Consider the following 19525-nt stretch of genomic DNA (forward strand, 5'->3'; position numbering starts at 1 on the left):
GTTAGAAATGGAGTAGAGTGCGTGGATTATCAAGCCGATGCCATCGACCGTGTCATAAAAAATGCCATCAAAGTGATGGAGGACAGCAAATACCAAATGTTCGAAATATTGGAGGCGTCGCGGCAGGAGCTCGCGTCTCTCAATCATGAACTGCAGCGGACATTAAAAGAAACGACGGAAACCTTAGAGAAGGTGGATCAGCTGGAGCTGAACTACCGCCGTTCCCGGATCCGGCTGACCGAGGTCAGCCGGGATTTCGTCCGGTACAAGGAAGAGGACATCAAGCAGGCGTATGAGAAAGCAACGCAGCTTCAGCTTGACCTCATGATCTACCGGGAGAAGGAAATGTATCTGAAGGCAAGACGAGATGAGTTGCAGAAGCGGGTTCGGAATGTCGAGAACTCGGTGGAGCGCGCAGAATCGATCGGATCTCAGATGGGCGTGGTGTTGGAATACTTGTCCGGCGAGCTGGGCCAGGTATCCCGAATTATCGAATCTGCGAAGAACAGACAGGTCATTGGACTCAAAATTATTCTGGCGCAGGAAGAGGAACGGAAGCGCATATCCAGAGAGATTCATGATGGACCTGCGCAATTGCTGGCGAATCTGGTTCTTAGGACGGAAATTGTAGAAAGAATGCTGGCAAAGCAGGAATTTAAGATGGTGCAGGACGAAATAGTAGATTTGAAGGGCCAAGTGCGTTCGAGCCTGGAGGAAATGCGAAAAGTCATCTTCAATCTGCGTCCAATGGCACTCGATGATCTAGGATTAATCCCCACACTGCGTAAATATGTGCATGATTATGAAGAAAAATCGAGAATCCGCACGATCTTCGAGACACGGGGGAAAGAGCATCGTCTCTCTTCTGCGATGGAGGCGGCCATCTACCGGTTGGTGCAGGAAGCACTTTCGAATGCTGCAAAACATGCTTACCCGACTTATGTGCTTGTTGAAATCACGTACCAGGCGCAATTGGTCAAAATCGTGGTACAGGACAATGGCCTGGGATTCAATGTCGATTTGCTGGAGCAGAAAAGCAAGGACCACTTTGGGTTAATTGGCATGCGGGAGAGGGTTGAGCTGCTCGAAGGGAGAATGGAGATCGATTCAGCCGAGAATCAAGGAACCAAGATCGTGATTCATATCCCGACGAACGTAGAAAAGAGAAAGGAGTAATCGGATGGAACATTTGGAGAAAGAGAACACGATTATCAAAGTATTATTAGCGGATGACCACCAGCTGTTTAGGGAGGGTCTGAAACGCATACTGAATATGGAGGATGACATTGACGTAATCGGCGAATGCGGCGACGGCATTCAAGTGCTTGAGTTCTGCAATGAAGTGAAGCCGGATATCGTGCTGATGGACATCAACATGCCGACCGAAAACGGCGTTCAAGCGACTGAGAAACTACGTGAAATGTTTCCTGAGATCAAAGTTATTATTCTGTCGATTCATGACGACGAAAGTTATGTGTTTGAAACGCTCCGTAAGGGAGCGAACGGTTACCTCCTGAAGGATATGGAAGCCGAGTCACTGATTAATGCGATTCGTTCGGTACATGAGGGATATGCATTTATCCATCCGAAAGTTACGGGCAAGCTGATCCACCAGCTCCGCCGGATGACGTATGTAAACGAGGCAGGCGCGATGGCGGAGAGCGGTTCGCGTGAAGCTGGAGTCAAGTTTGTGGCAGGCGAGAACAACCCATTGACAAGGCGCGAAGCGGAAGTGCTTAGACTGATGGCCGAAGGCAAGAGCAACAAGATGATTGGAGAATACCTGTTCATTAGTGAAAAAACTGTAAAAAACCACGTCAGCAGCATCCTGCAGAAGATGGAAGTGGACGACCGTACGCAAGCGGTTATCAACTCGATCAAGTATGGCTGGGTGACGTTGTAATCGCCGATCCGAATGCACGGACGCGTCTTACATAGGGAGGGAACTGCCAAGGGCGGTTCCTTTTTGTTATGATCATTAGGGATTTATAGCATGGTTGAACCTTTCGCTAACAAGCATACATAATAAATAACTGCTTATACGCTGCTTTTTTTGATTAGAGTGCGAGGGCTTTCTTGATATCGCAAGAACGGGCGGACTATCTTGTAGAGGGAATGTCGATAAACGTCTTCCTTATGGCAATAAGCCGTTCCCGACAAGTTCCGTGTGGGCGACGGTTACATAACTGTCACCGTCCTTTCCTGGTCAGCATATATTGTTGATAAGAGAAGGAGGTGAGTCTCATGGTTGCCCAATTGCTGTGGATACTCGCGGTGTACGGGATCGCTGTTGCTCTGGTTCATATCGTGCATGCCCGTCATCTCCGAAGAGCTAGTGAAGGCACGGGGCGGCGCAGGCATTATGTGCTGATCACGTCCAACCATGAGCGGCAGGTGGAATGGTATTTGAGAGCCCTTTCCTGGTATGCCCTGCTGAGCGGGACGCGCGTGCGCGTCACCGTCCTTGATGACCAGTCGTATGATGATACGTTAAAGATTGTCAAGAGATTGACTCATTTGTCCGGAATTGAACTGGTATACGGGACTTGGAGATCCGGTGATCCGGCGTCACAAGAAACGGATGTCGATCCGAATGAAGACGAAGTCATACGGGTCGATCTGAGAAACCCGATGGAGGCTGTTCAGATTCCATATGTACAGGGATAAACATCGGCAAGTTGTTTTGGTTCCCGGGATGACACTCATATTGTTGAAGGCGTGAAGCACACTCCGAGCGTATAGCGAGGGGTGTGCTTTTTGCGTTTATTGGTGTATTGGGGTGGAAGATGCAGAGATCGGATTCTTTAAAATTGCAACTATGACAGTATTCGACAAAAGGTGTTGTGAAACGGAGATGTTTTAAGTTGGACGATCTGAGCGTTGAGGAGAGAAACAAATAGGAAATGGAAGTCACTGCAGTTAGATCAGGACGATTGTGCATCTATATTGATTTGGAACTAACTCAAACTCTGGCTTGAAAATCTATCTTCTATTAGCAGTGCGGGCTAATGGTTTGGAGTGGTTGAGGATAATGGACGATAGGTATTTGAGAAAGAAACCTAATTAAATTGTTATTCACGGAACTCTATCGAATCTTTCATATAATGCTTCCCCGACTGGTATTAGATCTACCCAATTTTTTAAACGAGGATCTTAAAAGCAACTGAAGCATGTTGTGAACTACCTAGTTCCAGTACCCCTACATGATCCTTAAAGTTGTTTATATGTCTCGATATTGGAGTTGATGTCATGCAGATTGCCATTTATGCCATTCCGGAAGCAGAGAAATGGAATTGCTATCTCTCGCTGGATATGAGGGTGGATCTTCAATGGTGGTATGGAAGAATGGGACTGGAGGATGAAAGGGCTGGTACACCGTTATTGGTGCTGCTGTCCTCTCGAGTACCACTGGGATGGGCCGTTGAAATCCAAGCGAGATTTCAGCCGATTCCAGACATGGATCGATGGGAGAGGCCAGATTGGCAGAGATATATGTATCAGGCATTAAGCCCGTTTTTACTGCAAGAGCCGGAGAGCAGCAGGTCGAAATGGAGCGCCTTGTTGCAGGAAACCCAATTGTTGGATGGGACTTACCTAAGTTCCCTGATCGAAAAGGAAACCGTGCTAGTGGGCTTGGATGCACTGGTGCAGCAGGCGGAGCTGCTGATCGAGTGCATGTCCGGACGAGCCTTGCTTGCCGGCGAGGTCGAGGCATTGTTGGGGGAGGTCGCCGTGGGCACCGGCGACTGGCGCGCTGCGGCCCAGCTCGGCGTCCTGCTGGGCCGCCTGCGCTTGGAAGCGGGGCTGGCACAGCCCGCCCCGCGCGGTGGGCCTGGCTGGCTCCGCCGCCGGGCCATGGCCCCCCGCTGCCGGCGTTGCGGCAGCGAGGCCAAGAGCCGCACGGCATGCGCCGCGTGCGGCTCGGCGGCTTGCGCCTATTGCGAGGCCTGCCTCGCGATGGGGCGCAGCCGCGCTTGTGCCCTGCTGCTGCATGGCACAGCAGGGTCGGCCGTGCGGAGCACGGCTGGGGGTTCCCCCACCGCGGCCTTGGGCCGGTGGGGGCTTAGCGCAGCGCAAAGCGCCGCCGCTGGCGCTGCGCTGCGGTTTTTGGCGGAGCCGCCCGCAGGGGGCTCCGCGATGTCCGCCGCCCGGTTTCTCATCTGGGCGGTGACCGGTGCCGGAAAGACCGAAATGATCTTTCCGCTGCTGCAGTCCATTCTGGATGCGGGTGGGCGCGTCTTGGTTGCCGCTCCAAGACGGGATGTGGTGCTGGAGCTGGCACCTCGGCTCTCCAAGGCTTTTCCCGAGGAAACAGTGGTCACGTTATATGGCGGAAGTCCGGACCGTTGGAAGCGGGGAAGCATCACGCTGGCAACGACGCATCAGCTGCTGCGTTTCAGGGGAGCTTTTGATCTGGTCGTGATCGATGAGATTGATGCTTTCCCCTATCATAACGATCCGGTGCTGGATTACGCGGCCAAGGGTGCTTGCAAACCAGGGGGGAAATATATCTATCTGTCAGCTACTCCGCCTACGCCTCTACAGCGCGAAGCAGCGGCTGGCCGATTGCCACATGCGAAAGTTCCCGCCCGCTTCCATGGTCATCCGTTACCCGTTCCTCAAAAATTGAAGATGTTTGCGGTGAACCGCTGTCTTCAAGAAAAAAAGCTTCCCCCACTCCTGGTTCGCAGCCTGAGTGCCTCTCTGAGACGTGGAGCTCAGGTGTTCTTGTTCGTTTCCCGGATCAAGCATATTGATCCTATTCTGGAACTGCTCCGCAAGGCGATTGCCCATATGCCGATTGAAGGTACTTCATCCATCGACCCGGAGCGGGCGGGCAAAGTGATGTCCTTCCGAAACCGCGAGATTCGCTTGCTGGTGACAACAACCATTCTTGAACGCGGGGTAACGGTTCCCAAGAGTGATGTTTTTATTTTGGATTCAGATAGCGAGTTATTTGATGAAGCAGCCTTGATACAGATGGCCGGTCGTGCGGGCCGATCCAAGGATGATCCGGCAGGACGTGTAGTGTTTGCTGCGCCGCAATGGACCAGGTGCCAAAGCTCGGCAGTTCGGCAAATCAAGGCGATGAACCGAATTGCTGGTAAGGGTGGGTATTTACGAACAGTTCAAGAACTGTCGGGCAAATAAGAGGGTGACTGTGAGCCAGCGTATGAGCGTTAATTATAGTTCTCGTCCTCCTGATGTTAATCTCATGGTACCTTATGGAATCTAATAGATTCACATAGATACTTTTAGCTCCCATACATTCTCGCCTCTCACAGATACTCGCAGTCTTCCATAGATTCTTATAGTCTATTGGATTTCTTAGATTCTCTTAGATACCCAGTGTCTCTCATCGTTCTCAGATTCTTATAATTCCAGATCATCCTTACATCACGAGGATCATAGATGACTGATGGAGATACGGTAATGGATCGAGTGCTTCAACAGCTTCTGGCATGGAGGATGTAGTGACTGATTTTCATCCGAATCGAGAGTTCGCGGTCAAAGCGCAGTAAATATTAATCCTAAATCATATAGCTCACTCAATATAAATGAAATAAAAATGCTAATAGGTTATTTTAGTGGTCCACAATTGGCGATATGAACGCACGGTTTACTCTTTAGTCTTTTATCCGCAGAGCAGCATTATTTTTTAATCTATCCTAGAAAGGAAGTTTGTATTTGATATCCAACGTCTTAAGCCAACTTCTCGGGCACTTGCATCGTTTGCTAAAACCGATGGACGAGATCTGCCTCACTTGCGGGAAAATAGGTTCATGTAATCAGGAACTTCAGGGGATATGCCATGCCTGTTATCGGCAGATTCCATGGATCAACAGACCTCGATGCCTGCGATGCGGACGGGGAATCGGTTGTCCTGACTGTACTCGTTTAGGCGTGAACGATCGAAGTTTTGTTTTGAATCGGAGTGCGGTAACCTATGACGCGCAGATGAGGGAGTGGTTAGCCCAGTATAAATATAGAGGGAATGAACGGTACGCGCCTCTTTTGGTCGAGATGATGCTTCGAGCCTTTACGATGTTCCATCGAGAGGCGAACGTCCGTATGGGTGATCATCGTTTGCGGAACGCGCATAGTGTACCCTGGAGCATACATGCGGTTACTTCGGTTCCGGTTAGCCAGGAAAGGCTGCGAGAGAGGGGGTTTAACCAGGCAGAAGTGCTGGCTAAGGGGCTTGCGGCTAGCATAAAAACTCCTTACGTTCCGTTGCTGGAACGTAACCGTCACACAGATAAACAGAGTTTTAAGAGCCGGATGGACCGGCTAAAGGATATGGAGGGCGTTTTTGGCGCGTTACAGCATGCACCCGAAGTGTTGACGTCTATAAGTAAGCGGGGCGCAGCGAATACCGGTTCTCCAGAGGAGATCTTACCGATCATAGGGCCTCTTCGTATATTACTCGTCGATGATATCTATACCACCGGGAGTACGATTAACGCTTGCGCGCGGGTTTTGCGAGGATATGAATCTTTCTTGGAAATGCCCATCGAGATTTATAGTTTAACCTGGGCCCGCTCATAAACAACCGAAATAGGAAAAATATGTGGATTCTCCTTTCGAATGATAGACGTAAGCCCTCAGATAATGTAATCTAGGGGTATCAAAGGATCTATGTGGCATGGAGGTTGTTGAGCATGAATTTGGGGAATTGCCCTCGGTGCGGCAAGTTATATACGGTGAATATTCGGGAAATGTGTCCCGAATGCATGAAAGTAATTGAGAAGGAATACGAGAAATGCGCAACCTTCCTGCGTGAGCAAAAAGGCGCAACCATCCATGAGGTATCTGAGGCTACGGAAGTATCCGTGCGGCAGATTACGAAGTTTATCAAGGAAGGCCGGATCTCGATTGCGAACGCGCCGAACCTGGCGTATCCTTGCGAAGTGTGCGGAACGTTGATTCGCGAGAGCAATATGTGCGAGTCCTGCCGGACCCGATTAACGAGGGAGCTAAGGCAGGCGGCTGCTGGCGACCAGGAACATCAGCCTGGGTCCCGCAAAGACAGAGAGACTTACAGTGCAGTCGATAAACTGCGCAAATACTAACTTTTGAACTATTAACAATGTTTCATATCCGGCCGATAAACTTAGTAAAGCTTATCGGTCTTTTATTTTAAGTGAGGTGAATAGGGCGTGAAGATTAACGAATCGGGACGTGTGAACGGCATCAATTCGTATCAACGGAATATTGAATCTCGGGAGATGCAGCATATCGATAAGAAGAAACGCCGCAAGGATGAAGTATCAATCTCCCCGGAGGCGATGGAACTGAGTGCACAGAGTAAAGTACAGGATCCGGAACGCGCGGAGAAAATTCAGCGTTTGAAGGAAGCTGTAACCAACGGCACATATGAAGTGCCGGTTGATCGTTTGGCAGACAAATTACTCCCGTATTTTCAATCCTACAATAAATCAGGTGAGTCCAAGTGAGTGCTAGATCCATAATCGAATATATGAAGCGTCAGGATGAGCTGCATCAGCAGCTCATAGAGGCAGGGAAAGATAAAAGGCAAGCCATTCTGGATAATGATGTGGAACGTCTTACAGCGGTCATGACCAAGGAGAACCGCCTGCTGAAGCAGGTGGCGGAAACGGAAGCGCTGCGTCAAGGTGCCGCAGATGATTTTTTGCGTGAGAAGGGCATCCGCTCCCAGCTTCAGCTGACGGTTACTGAAATGACTCGTCTTGTATTTAACCCGGATGAAAAAATAGAGCTGCAGGATGTGCAACAGCAATTGATGGACAGACTTATGGAGCTCAAAGAACTGAATGCCATGAACCGGGAATTGATTGAGCAGTCTCTGGCATTTATAGATTATAGTTTGAATTTATTAGTCAGCCGTCCGGAGGATGATATGCTTTACCAGCATCCGCAACATCAGAATCCGGCGGGCAAAGGCCGAAGCATGTTTGATACCAGGGCATAAGCAGAAAGGAAAATGTAGATGAGATCCACATTTCATTTGCTCGAAATCGGAAAGAGGGGCTTGATTGCCCAGCAAGCTGCACTTAACACAGCTGGTCATAACGTTACGAATGCGAATACGCCGGGATATTCCCGCCAGACAACCCGCCTGGTTGCAGCTAACCCGATCGCTTTTCCGGGATTGCAGCGCTCTCAAGCGGCTGGTCAGCTCGGGATGGGTGTAGAAGCGGAGAGTATTCAACGGGTTCGGGATTTCCTGCTGGATATCGAATACCGCAATCAGAACACGAATTTGTCGACATGGAGCGTTCAGCAAGAGACTCTTTCAAATATTGAAGGAATTTTTAATGAGCCTTCGGACAGCAGTTTGAGCGCAAGCATTGCAGAGTTTTGGACGGCTTGGCAGACGCTGAGCAAGAATCCAAGCGACACCGATTTGTCCGCCCGGATGGCGGTTCAGCAGAAAGCGATCGCTTTGACGGAGACGTTTAACCATATATACTCCCAATTGGATACGCTCAGCAACAACTTGACGTCCCGCATCGACACCAAGGTAGCGGAAGCTAATAACTATATTGAGCAAGTGGCGGAATTGACGCAAAGCATTAAACGGATTGAGGGTCTTGGCGATAACGCAAACGATTTGCGCGATAAGCGGGATCTGCTCGTTGATCAGCTCTCATTGCTCGGAAACGTCAATGTCACGGAGACCGGTGACGTTTATCAAGTGACGTTTGGCAACCAAGTTGTGGTTGATGATATGACGTTTACCCCGATTACTAACGCCATTGCCGGGGCATTGACCGGCGGGGAGATTGCCGGTTATGTGACCTCTCGAGATGTGCATGTTCAAGGGTATATCACCCAGCTGAACATTATGGCCAATACACTGGCTACAGGAAAAGTGGAAGTGACACTGCCCGCTGGAACGATTCTTCCTCCAGGCGTGAACATACCGAATGCGGTTATGGATGCGAATAATCCGCGTAAACTCGCCAACGATACCAAGCATACCGTAGACGGTCTCAATGGGCTGCATAAGCTGGGTTACACTCTGAATGAGCCGGCGACGACCGGCGGCGACTTCTTTGTATCTGCTAACGGAGGGCCGATTACGGCGGGGAATATGAGGCTAAGCCAGACCATTCAATCCGATCTGAAAAACATCGGGGCCTCCCTGCGGACCGAAATGAAGACTGATCCGGTGAACGGTACGACCTCCGAGGTGGTATTGAAAGGAAACGGCGGCATGGCGCTTTTGATCGCGCAACTGTCAGAACGTACGTTTAATTTCAATCCGAATAACAACAATGGCGCTATAACGAACGTGACAGACTTTGGTGGATATCTTAATTCCGTTATCTCCAAATTAGGTACGGACAGCAGTAATGCCATCAAGATGGTGGAGAACGGCACGTTGCTGGTTGAACATGCAGATACACTCCGCCTATCGATTAGCAGTGTATCACTTGATGAAGAGATGTCAGATCTCATTCGTTTCCAGCATGCTTACAGCGCTTCATCTCGTGTTGTCACTACCATTGACGAGATGCTAGACAAATTAATTAACGGTACCGGCATTGTCGGCAGATAGGAGGAATAAATCATGCGCATAACCCAATCCATGATGACGAGCTCCATGATGAGCGGTCTTCAAGGCAACTATAAGAGACTGGATAAATATCAGGAGCAAATGATGACCCAGCGCCGGATTAACCGTCCTTCCGACGATCCGGTGGGTGTTGCAAGTGCTCTCCAATACCGTGGTCAGATTACGGCTACAACGCAGTTTGAGCAAAACGCGGATGATGCGGACGCGTGGCTAAAGTATGGAGATACGGTTATGACCGAAGTTACACAGATTATCCAAAAGCTTTCGGAGCTGGCTGTGCAGGGCGGAACGGATACCGTGCCGAAAGATGCCCGGGAGAATATTGCGGCTGAGGTGGATCAGCTATACCAGCAGTTGGTTTCTCTTGGAAACTCCCAATTTAAGGGGAAGTATATTTTTAATGGCGAGAGAACCGATGAGAAGCCATTTCCTGAAGACCCTACTGCAACTAATTATTCCTTAGATAATGGGGAAGTGAGATATCAAGTTGGAGCTGGAATTACGGTGTCCGTGAATACGCCAGGAGAGCAAGTGTTTGGAGCATTTGGGGATGCATCCGGGATATTTGCAGTCGTTGACAATTTCAAGAAGGCATTACTGGCAAATGATACTAACGCTATACAGAATTCCATAACTGATCTTCAGAAAAATTTGGAGACGACTATTACAGCGCAAGCGGAAATGGGTGGGAAACAAAATCGACTTGAGTTCACGTTGAGTCGATTAGGTGATCTAAACATTAACTATATGGATCTGCAATCTAAAGTGGAGGATGCGGATATTTCTAAGGTCATTATTGATTTGAAAACCTCCGAGAGTGTATATCAGGCATCATTGGATACGATGGCTCGTATCATTCGACCTAGTTTACTTGACTTTTTGAGATAGGGGTGGTTGGATGAATTTTCCTCGAATTCAGATTCAACAGGGTTATTCCCAAGTGGGTCTGCAAATCTCAAAAGGACAGCAAAGCATTGAGCAGTCTCGGCCTGTGCTTAATATGTCGCAAAAACAGGCGTCTTTAGAAGTGAAACAACTTAATGGTAAGCTGGAGATTGATTCACGTAAAGCTTGGTCCGCGCTTGGAAAGGCTAGATTTGAAGAAGTCACTGATAGGATTGCTCAAGTGTCACTTCAGATCTCCATGGAGAATATTGCAGAGGTGGCTCAAAACGGAGATCGCATGATGGCTTTTCACAAGGGTGGCAATGTATTTGCAGATATAGCTCGGCAAAATGTTTTTAAGGAACGTCCTATAGAAATCGCGGGAGAACCTAACTATGACAACGTAGATGTGACATATAATCCAGGTCAGGTACAAGTAGAGTACATTCCAGGTAATGTTATTATTAATCCTGAGGTTCACAAACCGGTGATTGATTATTATCCTGGGAAGGTGAATCCTTATCTTATCAGACAAAACTTTATATTTATGTCGGCTACGGGCAGACAACTGGATGCAGTTGTCTAGTGTAGCAGATACAATAGCTATAATGAGAATTCATTATAGCTATTATTGTTAGACGAGGAGGAATAATAATGTTTATACTCACCAAGAGATTTGGTCGAATTGAGATAGAAGAGAAACAGGTCATATCATTTACAGGACCTATACTGGGTTTTTCAGAAACAAAGTATGTAGTTTTGCATAAGCAGGATGATGAGAGTCCTTTTGATTTTTTACAATCGACTGAAAATGAGAATTTGACATTCATTGTAATAAACCCGTTTCATTTTTTTGAGGACTATGAAATTAATCTTGATTCTAAATGGTTAGAGTCTTTAGACATCCAGAACGATAGAGATGTTGATATATTGGTCATTGTTACCGTACGCAATGCAGAGGATATAACTTGCAATCTGAAGGCTCCAATTTTGTTGAACAATAAAAACCGACTTGCAGCACAGATTATCTTGGATCATAGGGAATATTCTACCCGACACCCATTGTTCGAAAAAGCGAAAGGAGAAGGTAGCGATGCTGATCCTATCGAGGAATAAAGGCCAGAAGATAATGCTAAACGATAACATCGTACTTTCAATCATCGAAATAAACGGCGATCAAGTTAGAATTGGGATTGAAGCGCCTCCTAATGTAACCATATACCGTGAAGAGATCTATGATGCGATACAGCGCCAAAATAAAGATGCTGTTGAATTTACTGAGGATATACAAAATATCCTTCAGGAGGTTACAACACAAAAGACCAAATAATTTTTATTGAAATTAATAATTTGCTATAAACATAATCATCAGAACGCCGATATATATAATATGGTTCGGAAGACATGGTAGTGACGGCCGCATGCTATGTCCCGATCACAATAGGGTGAAGCAAGGATGCAATCACCAACACATTCCAAGGAGGAATTCTCAAATGCGTATTAACCACAATATCAGTTCTTACAACACACAGCGTCAACTGACTTTTAACAACACACAACAAGGTAAATCTCTTGAAAAGTTGTCTTCAGGTTACAGAATCAACCGTGCTGCTGACGATGCTGCAGGTCTTGCAATCTCTGAGAAAATGCGTAACCAAATCCGTGGTTTGGAACAAGCTAACAAGAATGCTCTGGATGGTATCTCTCTGATCCAAGTAGCAGAAGGCGCATTGAATGAAACTCATGCTATGCTGCAACGTATGGCTGAATTGTATGTTCAAGGTGGTAACGAGACCCTGACTACTTCTGATGCAGAGAAAATTGACTCTGAAATCGCTCAATTGTCTGCTCAAATCGACAGCATTGCTACCCAAACTCAATTCAACGGTAAGAAACTAATTGCTGCTGACGTAACTGGTAACCTTACTTTCCAAGTAGGTGCGAATGCTGGCGAAACAATTACTGTTGCTTTGCAAAAAGCTGATGCTACAACACTTGGAGTTGACTTTACTGCATTAGGTTCTTTGGCTACTACTCCTACCAATGCCACAGCTAACACAGCATTGACTAAAGTTCAGGATGCCATTAACGAGGTATCCAAAATTCGTTCCGATCTGGGTGCTGTTCAAAATCGTCTCGAGCACACAGTCAACAACCTGGGTACAACTGCTGAAAACTTACAGGCAGCAGAATCTCGCATTCGTGACGTAGATATGGCTAAAGAAATGAGCACATTTACGAAGAATAATATCTTGCAACAAGCAGCTACAGCTATGTTGGCGCAAGCTAATCAACAACCTCAAGGTGTACTGCAGTTGCTTCGCTAATCTCTTAAATTAGGATGGGCCGGCCGGTTTTCCGGCTGGCTTTTTAATATTTATTGGAGGGAATAGATATGAGAATATCAGGGGATTCAACCCAGCCTTCCTTTTCTTCTTATAGACGCTCGGAGAATAAAATTCCTAATCAGATAGCAGAGCATCAGCAATTGGACACTGTTAGTGTAGATGCTGGCCTATTTCAGGACAAGGAATTAAATCAGCTTGTGGAAAAGTACAACCAAACGCTGCAAGAGAATGGGACTGCGTTGAAATTTAGTATACATGACAAAACTCGCTCAATTGTTGTTAAGGTCGTTGATATCAAGACAGAAGAAGTGCTAAGGGAAATCCCTCCTGAGAAAATAATAGATTTGGTATATAACCTGTGTGAGAATCTGGGGATTTTCATTGATAAAAAAGCATGAAAGGGGTTGAATTTAAAAGATGAGCAACATTTCCAGTCTTTACAACCCAATAAGGTATACAGGTTTAAGCTCTGGTATGGATATTGACAGCATTGTTAAGAATCTAATGCAGGTTGAACGTCTGCCTCTTCAAAAGTTAACACGTCAAAAAACCAGTCTAATATGGCAACGCGAAGACTACCGTTCGATGAACACAGCGTTAACTTCCTTTCGAAAAGCGGCTGAAGGTCTACGCTTTGGTAGTTCTTTCGAAACGAAGCAAGTCGTGTCAAGCAATCCAAATGCTGTGGATGTAACTGGATCTAGTGGCGCTTCTGAGGGGTTTAATACAATCAAGGTGCTGAATTTAGCAACTTCTGCATCGCTCACTGGCAAAGCATTAGCTGCAGACACAAAGACGGACGCGGTAGTGAGTACAGGTGGAGATATCACCATTAAGGGGCCGAAGGGTACTTCCACAACGATATCAATAACATCTGGGAGCTCATCCATTGATTCAATCATTAAAGACATTAATGCTCAAACAACGGTAACTGGTGTGAAAGCCAACTATGATACCAATACTAAGAGACTATTTCTAACTACCGATGTTACAGGCGCTAAGTCAGAAATTACTGTCACTGATAATAGCAATGCTTTTAAATCAATATTCAATATGGATTCATTAACTAGTAATGGTGTTAATGCGAAATTTGAGTTTAACGATGCTGTAGGTGTTAACGCACTCGAGAGTGAAACGAATAATTTCACATTAAATGGGCTTACTATAAACTTGAAATCTCCAACTACAGAGCCAGTTTCTGTAACAGTATCGAAATCTAACGAAGTAGCGTTTGATAAAATTAAAGAGTTTGTCAATCAGTATAATACTATTGTAGATCAGTTTTATTCGGTGACTAGCACAAAACAGGACCGTTCTTACCAGCCACTTCTGGAAGAAGAAAAGTCGCAAATGACTGATAAGCAAATCGAACAATGGGAGACAAAAGCTCGTCAAGGTTCACTTTATAATGATTCTACTCTAAAAGGAGCTTTGGATGATTTCCGTGTTGCATTCCGGGAACCCTTAGAGGGATCTACTTTTAAGTTTCTTAGTGATATAGGCATAAAGGTAATGTCTGACCCAAGGCAGAATGGTAAGTTGGAAATTGACGAAGAAAAGTTAAAGAAGGCATTGACAACAAATCCTGATGCAGTTAAAGATCTATTCACTAAGCCGTCTAGTACCGTTGGTGATACTCCTGAGAACAAGAAACAACGATTATCGGAACTTGGTTTTGCAGAACGGTTATACGAATCAATAAATAATCAGATAAACAAGATTAATAAAAGAATAGGTATGGGGTCTGTCGAATCAATTGATGACAGTATTCTAGGTAAAGACTTAAAAAGAATTAACGATCGGGTAGCAGATCTGCAACGTCGATTAACAGATATTGAGAATCGCCATTATAAAAAATTTACTATGATGGAACAAGCGTTACAAAAATTAAATAATCAAGGTTCATGGCTATCATCACAGCTTTCATCATTGTAATAAAGAATAATAGTAAAGAATGGAATGATAGAACTTATGCAAACTAACATACAAGATAAGTATTTAAAGGTTCAAGTTGAGACAGCTTCACCAGGAGAACTCACTCATCTATTGTATCAAGAGTTGGTTCGTACTCTAATGAGGGCTCGACAAATGGTTATCCAAAAGGATTATCAAATAAGTAATGAGCTTCTCCATAAGGGTAGAAGCATTTTATTTGAACTCATGTCTACTCTGGATATGAAATACGAAATTTCAAAAGACTTGTATGCGTTGTATGAGTTCTATGCAAAATGCATTGCTGAAGTCATTATTAATCATGAAATCGATATGCTAGATGAAGTGATTGATTTTGCAAAGGGTATGTTTGAAACATGGAAACAAGCGCTTCAGATTGTAAAAGGCGGGAGTGCAGAATGAGTGGGAATGTGCTGGAATTACTTCAGAAATTGAAAGAACTCTATATTGATGTAACGAAGGGGAACTCTCTCGAACTTTATTCAACCCGACAGAATGAAATGGATGCGTTATTCACCCGTATTCAAGGTCATGAAATTGAGGATAATGCGAAACCTCTTTTGCAGGAATTGGAGCTACTCAATCGATCGTTGGTTCAGCAAATTACCATTGAGAGAGAGCTTTTAGCTCAGGAGAAAAGATCATTTGAAAGACAAAAAGCTGGTGTCGAACAATATTCCAGCTCCGCCGTACAGCAGTATGAGTCTTATTTTATCGATAAGAGAAGTTAAAGAAAACTAAATATAGGAGGAACGCAAGTGAAGAAACAGGCAAGCAAATTAACTTCTTTGCTCTTGGTGCTTTTTATACTGATGGGTGTATATCCGCTAGGAGCTCAAGCTGCTGATAATTATGTATCCGTAACCAAATCAGTTAGTCCTACAACGATAACTACTGAAGAAGAAGCGTTAGTGACCCTAAATATTAAAGGAACACCACCAGTAAATGTTATCAGGCCTAATGACGTTATTTTGATTATTGATAGATCAGGTAGTATGAGTGACGAGAATAAAATGCAGAGTGCAATAAATTCTGCCAAAGGGTTCATAGATCTTATGGATCTTAGCAAGCATAGTGTAGGTATCGTAGACTATAGTTCAGCTAGCAATATTAGCTCTTATCCTCTGAGTACGGATAAAGATGCAGTTAAAAACTATGTGAATGGTTTAAGAGCAAATGGTGGGACAGCAACAGGTGACGCTATCAAAAAAGCAAGGGAATTGTTAGCAGATCACCGTCCTGATGCTCAGCCAGTCATTGTTTTGCTAACGGATGGTGATGCAACGGAGCCTAGTGGAAATGCATATAACTATGCACTTTTAAATTCTAACGAGGCAAAACAAGAAGGTATTGTTTTTTATACTATCGCTCTTCTAAATGCGAATGCAAATCCTGATACCAGTGGCCCTAACTTGCTTCTGAAGGAAATGGCGACCACTTCCCATCATCATCATTTTGTCCTTGGATCCGTAGGGTTAGCTGATATTTATGCAGCTATTGTCCAAGAAATCGGGTTAGCAAGTGCTTACGATGTTGTCGTAAAGGATATCGTTTCTCCTGAATTTGAAATTATTCCAGGATCCTATGATTCCAATATTCCGAAGCCAACAGTGAGCGGGAATACATTGCGATGGGACTTTTTAGAACTTAAAACGGATACGTTAACATTTACTTACAAAATTCGACATAAAGTAGACAAACCCGTTGGTACATTTAGAGTTTCGACTCCGGATTCTTCTATAGTATATAAAGATTATACTGGAGCAGAAAGAAAGATTAGTGTACCATCTGAGAATGTTACCGTTACATACCCTAAACCAACTTTAAATAAGATTGAACCAGAGTCTGGACATGTTAATGGTGGCGAAACTATCGTTATTACAGGTACAAATTTTAGACCGAATCCAAATGTGAAGTTTGGAGTGGCGGATGCCTTGAATATCCAGTATATTAGTCCGACAGAGATTCGAGTTGAGGCACCAGCTGGTAATCAAGGAATAGTTGATCTTACGGTAATAAACGATGACAGACAACAAGTAAAAGCAAAGTATTTATACTATGCTGACCCTATTGTCACTGCCATAACCCCTTCAAGTGGAACAATGGGCGGGGGAGAGAAAATAACAATCTCCGGTCAACATTTTCTGAATGGTTTAAAAGTAAAAATCGGTGAAAATGAAGCCAAATCCGTGATATATAAAAGCAGTACAAGTCTAACTGTTACTGTGCCAAAATCTTCGCTAGCGGGACCAGTGGATGTTAAAATTGAAAATCCTGATGGTAGAAGTGTAACAGTTCAGAACGGTTATACTTATATTGCTCCTCCAAAGCCAACAATAGAAAGTCTTTCACCAAATCAAGGGCAGCTTGAAGGTGGCGAAAGTGTTGTTCTAAAAGGAACGAATATTGAGGCTGGTGCGAAACTTTATTTTAATCATGTATTGGTTAATTTGACTATTGTAGATAACACTGAGGCTAGATTCCGTGCACCAGCCTGGCCTGTTGCAGAAAAAGTGGATGTACGATTAGTAAATGCTAGCGGAGAAGAAGCGTTGCTTCCGGAAGGATATACTTACTTGGAGCCACCTGCACCTCCAGCACCAACAATTGAAAAAGTGACTCCGAATAGTGGTCAACTGAAGGGTAATGAATTGGTAACCTTGACAGGTACTAATATTAAGACAGGTGCTAAATTATATTTTAATGATGTTGAGGTAGGAGCGACAATTGTTTCTGAAACTGAAATGCGTTTCCGTACTCCAGTATGGGCTGTTGTTGAGGCAGTAGATATTAAAGTTATTAACCCTGATCTTCAAGAGGCATCATTGGTAAAAGGGTACAGTTATCTTTCACCCCCAGGACCAGAGGTAACAAGTCTAACGCCAAATGAAGGTTTAATCGAGGGTGGGTTGAATGTATCGATTAAAGGCTCCAATTTTGTTAATGGAGCAAGAGTATACTTTAATACTAAAGAGATTTCGACCACATTTGTTTCAGATACTGAGCTCAAGATTAAGACTCCAGTTTGGAGCACGGATGAGACAGTGAATGTAAGAGTCTTGAATCCAGATGGGCAAGAGGTTATGTTGAATAATGGATTCACTTATATTAAACCAGCGTTGCCAGAGGCACCGACTATAACAGCAATCACTCCTAATCAAGGGGAAATCAAAGGGAGTGACTTAATAACTGTAACAGGTACAAATTTTGTTGCTGGCTCGAAAGTTTTTCTGAATGATATCGAGATCTCGACTTCTTATATGTCTAGTACGGAATTAAGATTTCGTACACCAGCCTGGCCATCAGCTGAAACGGTAGATGTAAAGGTTGTAACTCCTAGCCAACAGGAAGCTATTTTAATGCAAGGGTTCACTTATACAGAGCCCGCCAAAGCTCCAGCACCTACATTGATAAGCGCTAGCCCAAGTAAAGCCCTCACTACTGGTGGAGAGTTAATATCAGTAACAGGTAGTAATTTTGTAAATGGTGCTAAAATCTATCTTGATGATACGTTAATATCAACTTCATTCGTATCGAATACCACATTAAGATTCAGAACTCCGGTATGGAACCTAGCTGAGAGTGTAGATGTTAAGGTAGTGAATCCTGATGGAGGGGAAGCTATTTTAGTAGATGGATTTACTTTCGAAAAGCCTGTAATAAATCCTCCAAAAATAACGAGTGTAGATCCGAATACAAGCCTGTTGACTGGTGGTACATTGGTGTACATTAATGGAAGTGATTATAAATCAGGTGTTAAATTGTATTTGAACAGTACAGAGGTGCCGGTTTCCTTACTATCTGATAAAATGCTGCGTTTCCGCGCTCCTGCGTGGTCTGTTGCCGAAACAGTAGATGTGAAGGTTATAAATCCAGATCTTCAGGAAGCAGTCGCAATACAAGCATTTACATTCACGGAACCTCCAAAGCCAGCAGCACCTACTATAGCTAGTATTAGTCCAAATGCCGGTCCATTAGATGGAAACAACTATGTATATATCAAGGGTGAACATTATCAGGCGGGTGTAAAAGTGACATTCGGAAGTGTAGAAGCTAAAAGTGTTACATTGCTTGATGCTACTCAAATCCGTGTATTGGCTCCAGCTGTAAGTGCTATCGGTTCTGTTGATGTCAAAGTAACAAATCCAGATGGACAATTTGCAATTGTTACGAATGGATACACTTATCAGGAAGCACCTATTACGATAAGTAGTATTTCGCCAAATAAAGGACCGTTAGCTGGAGGTCAACTGATTTATATTTATGGCTCGAATTTTAAATCAGGAATGACGATGCAATTGGATGGTAAGTCTCAAACATTTGAACTGTTAAGTGCTGGTTCGATACGTTTCAGAACACCTGCAGGTACAACTGCTGGCGATGTTCCAATCGTATTGACAAGCTCCGGTGGCTTAACAGCCTCTACTACTTATACTTACGAAGCCCCACCACAACTCCCAGCGCCTACAATAACCTCTATTAGCCCTGATCATGGGCCTTTGTCAGGAGGAGCTCTCGTATATGTGTACGGAAGTAATTTCCGCGCAGGTATCACTGCAACATGGGGGGGAACAAACTTGACCATCTCGTATCTTAGTACGGGATCCATTCGATTTAGAGTACCGGCTGGGACTGCTCCTGGTCCTGTCGAACTCAAGCTGATCAACACAGATCAACAATCGGTATCTATTAATTACATTTATGAATGATATAAAACTCTGATATTTCCCCATTAAATTATAATATTCTATCTGTGGTTTGGTCTTTGTTGCCA

General features: G+C 44.8%; 18 protein-coding genes. All 18 read left to right on the plus strand.

The genetic code is table 11. The annotated features are described in order from the left end of the window. Positions 1-21 precede the first annotated feature (21 nt). Entirely contained in the window at positions 22-1176 is a 1155-nt protein-coding gene (locus BMX45_RS12265; protein WP_090909909.1) for a sensor histidine kinase, read from the plus strand. Between the two features lie 4 nt (positions 1177-1180). Then, positions 1181-1903 carry a response regulator gene (locus tag BMX45_RS12270; RefSeq protein ID WP_009594205.1) on the plus strand — a complete coding sequence of 241 codons (723 nt, stop codon included), beginning with the start codon at positions 1181-1183 and terminating at the stop codon, positions 1901-1903. 341 nt (positions 1904-2244) lie between these two features. Further along, positions 2245-2667 (plus strand): hypothetical protein, encoded by a 423-nt coding sequence (locus BMX45_RS12275; RefSeq protein WP_015737728.1) that lies wholly within the window; start codon positions 2245-2247, stop codon positions 2665-2667. Positions 2668-3249: 582 nt separating this feature from the next. Beyond that, entirely contained in the window at positions 3250-5151 is a 1902-nt protein-coding gene (locus tag BMX45_RS12280) for a helicase-related protein (protein ID WP_090909910.1), read from the plus strand. Positions 5152-6662: 1511 nt separating this feature from the next. Then, positions 6663-7073, plus strand: a complete 411-nt coding sequence (locus tag BMX45_RS12290) for a TIGR03826 family flagellar region protein (RefSeq protein ID WP_009594229.1) — start codon at positions 6663-6665, stop codon at positions 7071-7073. Between the two features lie 87 nt (positions 7074-7160). After that, entirely contained in the window at positions 7161-7457 is a 297-nt protein-coding gene (flgM, locus tag BMX45_RS12295) for a flagellar biosynthesis anti-sigma factor FlgM (RefSeq protein WP_015737724.1), read from the plus strand. Then, positions 7454-7954: a flagellar protein FlgN gene (locus tag BMX45_RS12300; RefSeq protein ID WP_090909912.1), complete on the plus strand. Its 501-nt coding sequence runs from the start codon at positions 7454-7456 to the stop codon at positions 7952-7954. The genes flgM and BMX45_RS12300 overlap by 4 nt, the downstream gene beginning before the upstream one ends. An 18-nt stretch (positions 7955-7972) precedes the next feature. Continuing rightward, the gene (gene flgK / locus BMX45_RS12305) at positions 7973-9547 is read left to right on the plus strand and encodes a flagellar hook-associated protein FlgK (protein WP_090909913.1); all 1575 of its coding nucleotides are present in this window, start codon (positions 7973-7975) and stop codon (positions 9545-9547) included. Between the two features lie 12 nt (positions 9548-9559). Then, positions 9560-10453: a flagellar hook-associated protein FlgL gene (gene flgL, locus BMX45_RS12310; protein WP_090909914.1), complete on the plus strand. Its 894-nt coding sequence runs from the start codon at positions 9560-9562 to the stop codon at positions 10451-10453. A gap of 10 nt (positions 10454-10463) precedes the next feature. Continuing rightward, a complete protein-coding gene (locus BMX45_RS12315) occupies positions 10464-11036 on the plus strand; it encodes a DUF6470 family protein (RefSeq protein WP_090909915.1) in 573 nt (190 codons plus the stop codon). Positions 11037-11104: 68 nt separating this feature from the next. Beyond that, on the plus strand, positions 11105-11566 hold the full coding sequence (fliW, locus tag BMX45_RS12320) for a flagellar assembly protein FliW (RefSeq protein ID WP_090909916.1): 462 nt from the start codon (positions 11105-11107) through the stop codon (positions 11564-11566). Further along, positions 11544-11780, plus strand: a complete 237-nt coding sequence (gene csrA, locus BMX45_RS12325; RefSeq protein ID WP_090909917.1) for a carbon storage regulator CsrA — start codon at positions 11544-11546, stop codon at positions 11778-11780. The genes fliW and csrA overlap by 23 nt, the downstream gene beginning before the upstream one ends. Positions 11781-11943: 163 nt before the next feature. Further along, entirely contained in the window at positions 11944-12777 is an 834-nt protein-coding gene (locus BMX45_RS12330; RefSeq protein ID WP_090909918.1) for a flagellin N-terminal helical domain-containing protein, read from the plus strand. 68 nt (positions 12778-12845) lie between these two features. After that, positions 12846-13196 (plus strand): flagellar protein FlaG, encoded by a 351-nt coding sequence (locus tag BMX45_RS12335; RefSeq protein WP_090909919.1) that lies wholly within the window; start codon positions 12846-12848, stop codon positions 13194-13196. A 19-nt stretch (positions 13197-13215) separates the two neighbouring features. Continuing rightward, entirely contained in the window at positions 13216-14733 is a 1518-nt protein-coding gene (fliD, locus tag BMX45_RS12340) for a flagellar filament capping protein FliD (protein ID WP_090909920.1), read from the plus strand. A 24-nt stretch (positions 14734-14757) separates the two neighbouring features. Further along, the gene (gene fliS, locus BMX45_RS12345; protein ID WP_254778044.1) at positions 14758-15153 is read left to right on the plus strand and encodes a flagellar export chaperone FliS; all 396 of its coding nucleotides are present in this window, start codon (positions 14758-14760) and stop codon (positions 15151-15153) included. Next, positions 15150-15482, plus strand: coding sequence for a hypothetical protein (locus tag BMX45_RS12350; protein ID WP_090909922.1), 333 nt, complete (start codon positions 15150-15152; stop codon positions 15480-15482). Before fliS ends, BMX45_RS12350 begins: the two co-directional genes overlap by 4 nt. 27 nt (positions 15483-15509) lie before the next feature. Further along, positions 15510-19460 carry an IPT/TIG domain-containing protein gene (locus BMX45_RS12355; RefSeq protein WP_090909923.1) on the plus strand — a complete coding sequence of 1317 codons (3951 nt, stop codon included), beginning with the start codon at positions 15510-15512 and terminating at the stop codon, positions 19458-19460. The last annotated feature ends 65 nt before the right edge of the window (positions 19461-19525 follow it).

The organism is Paenibacillus sp. cl141a, from assembly GCF_900109305.1.
In the GTDB taxonomy this organism is placed as follows: domain Bacteria; phylum Bacillota; class Bacilli; order Paenibacillales; family Paenibacillaceae; genus Paenibacillus_AQ; species Paenibacillus_AQ lautus_A.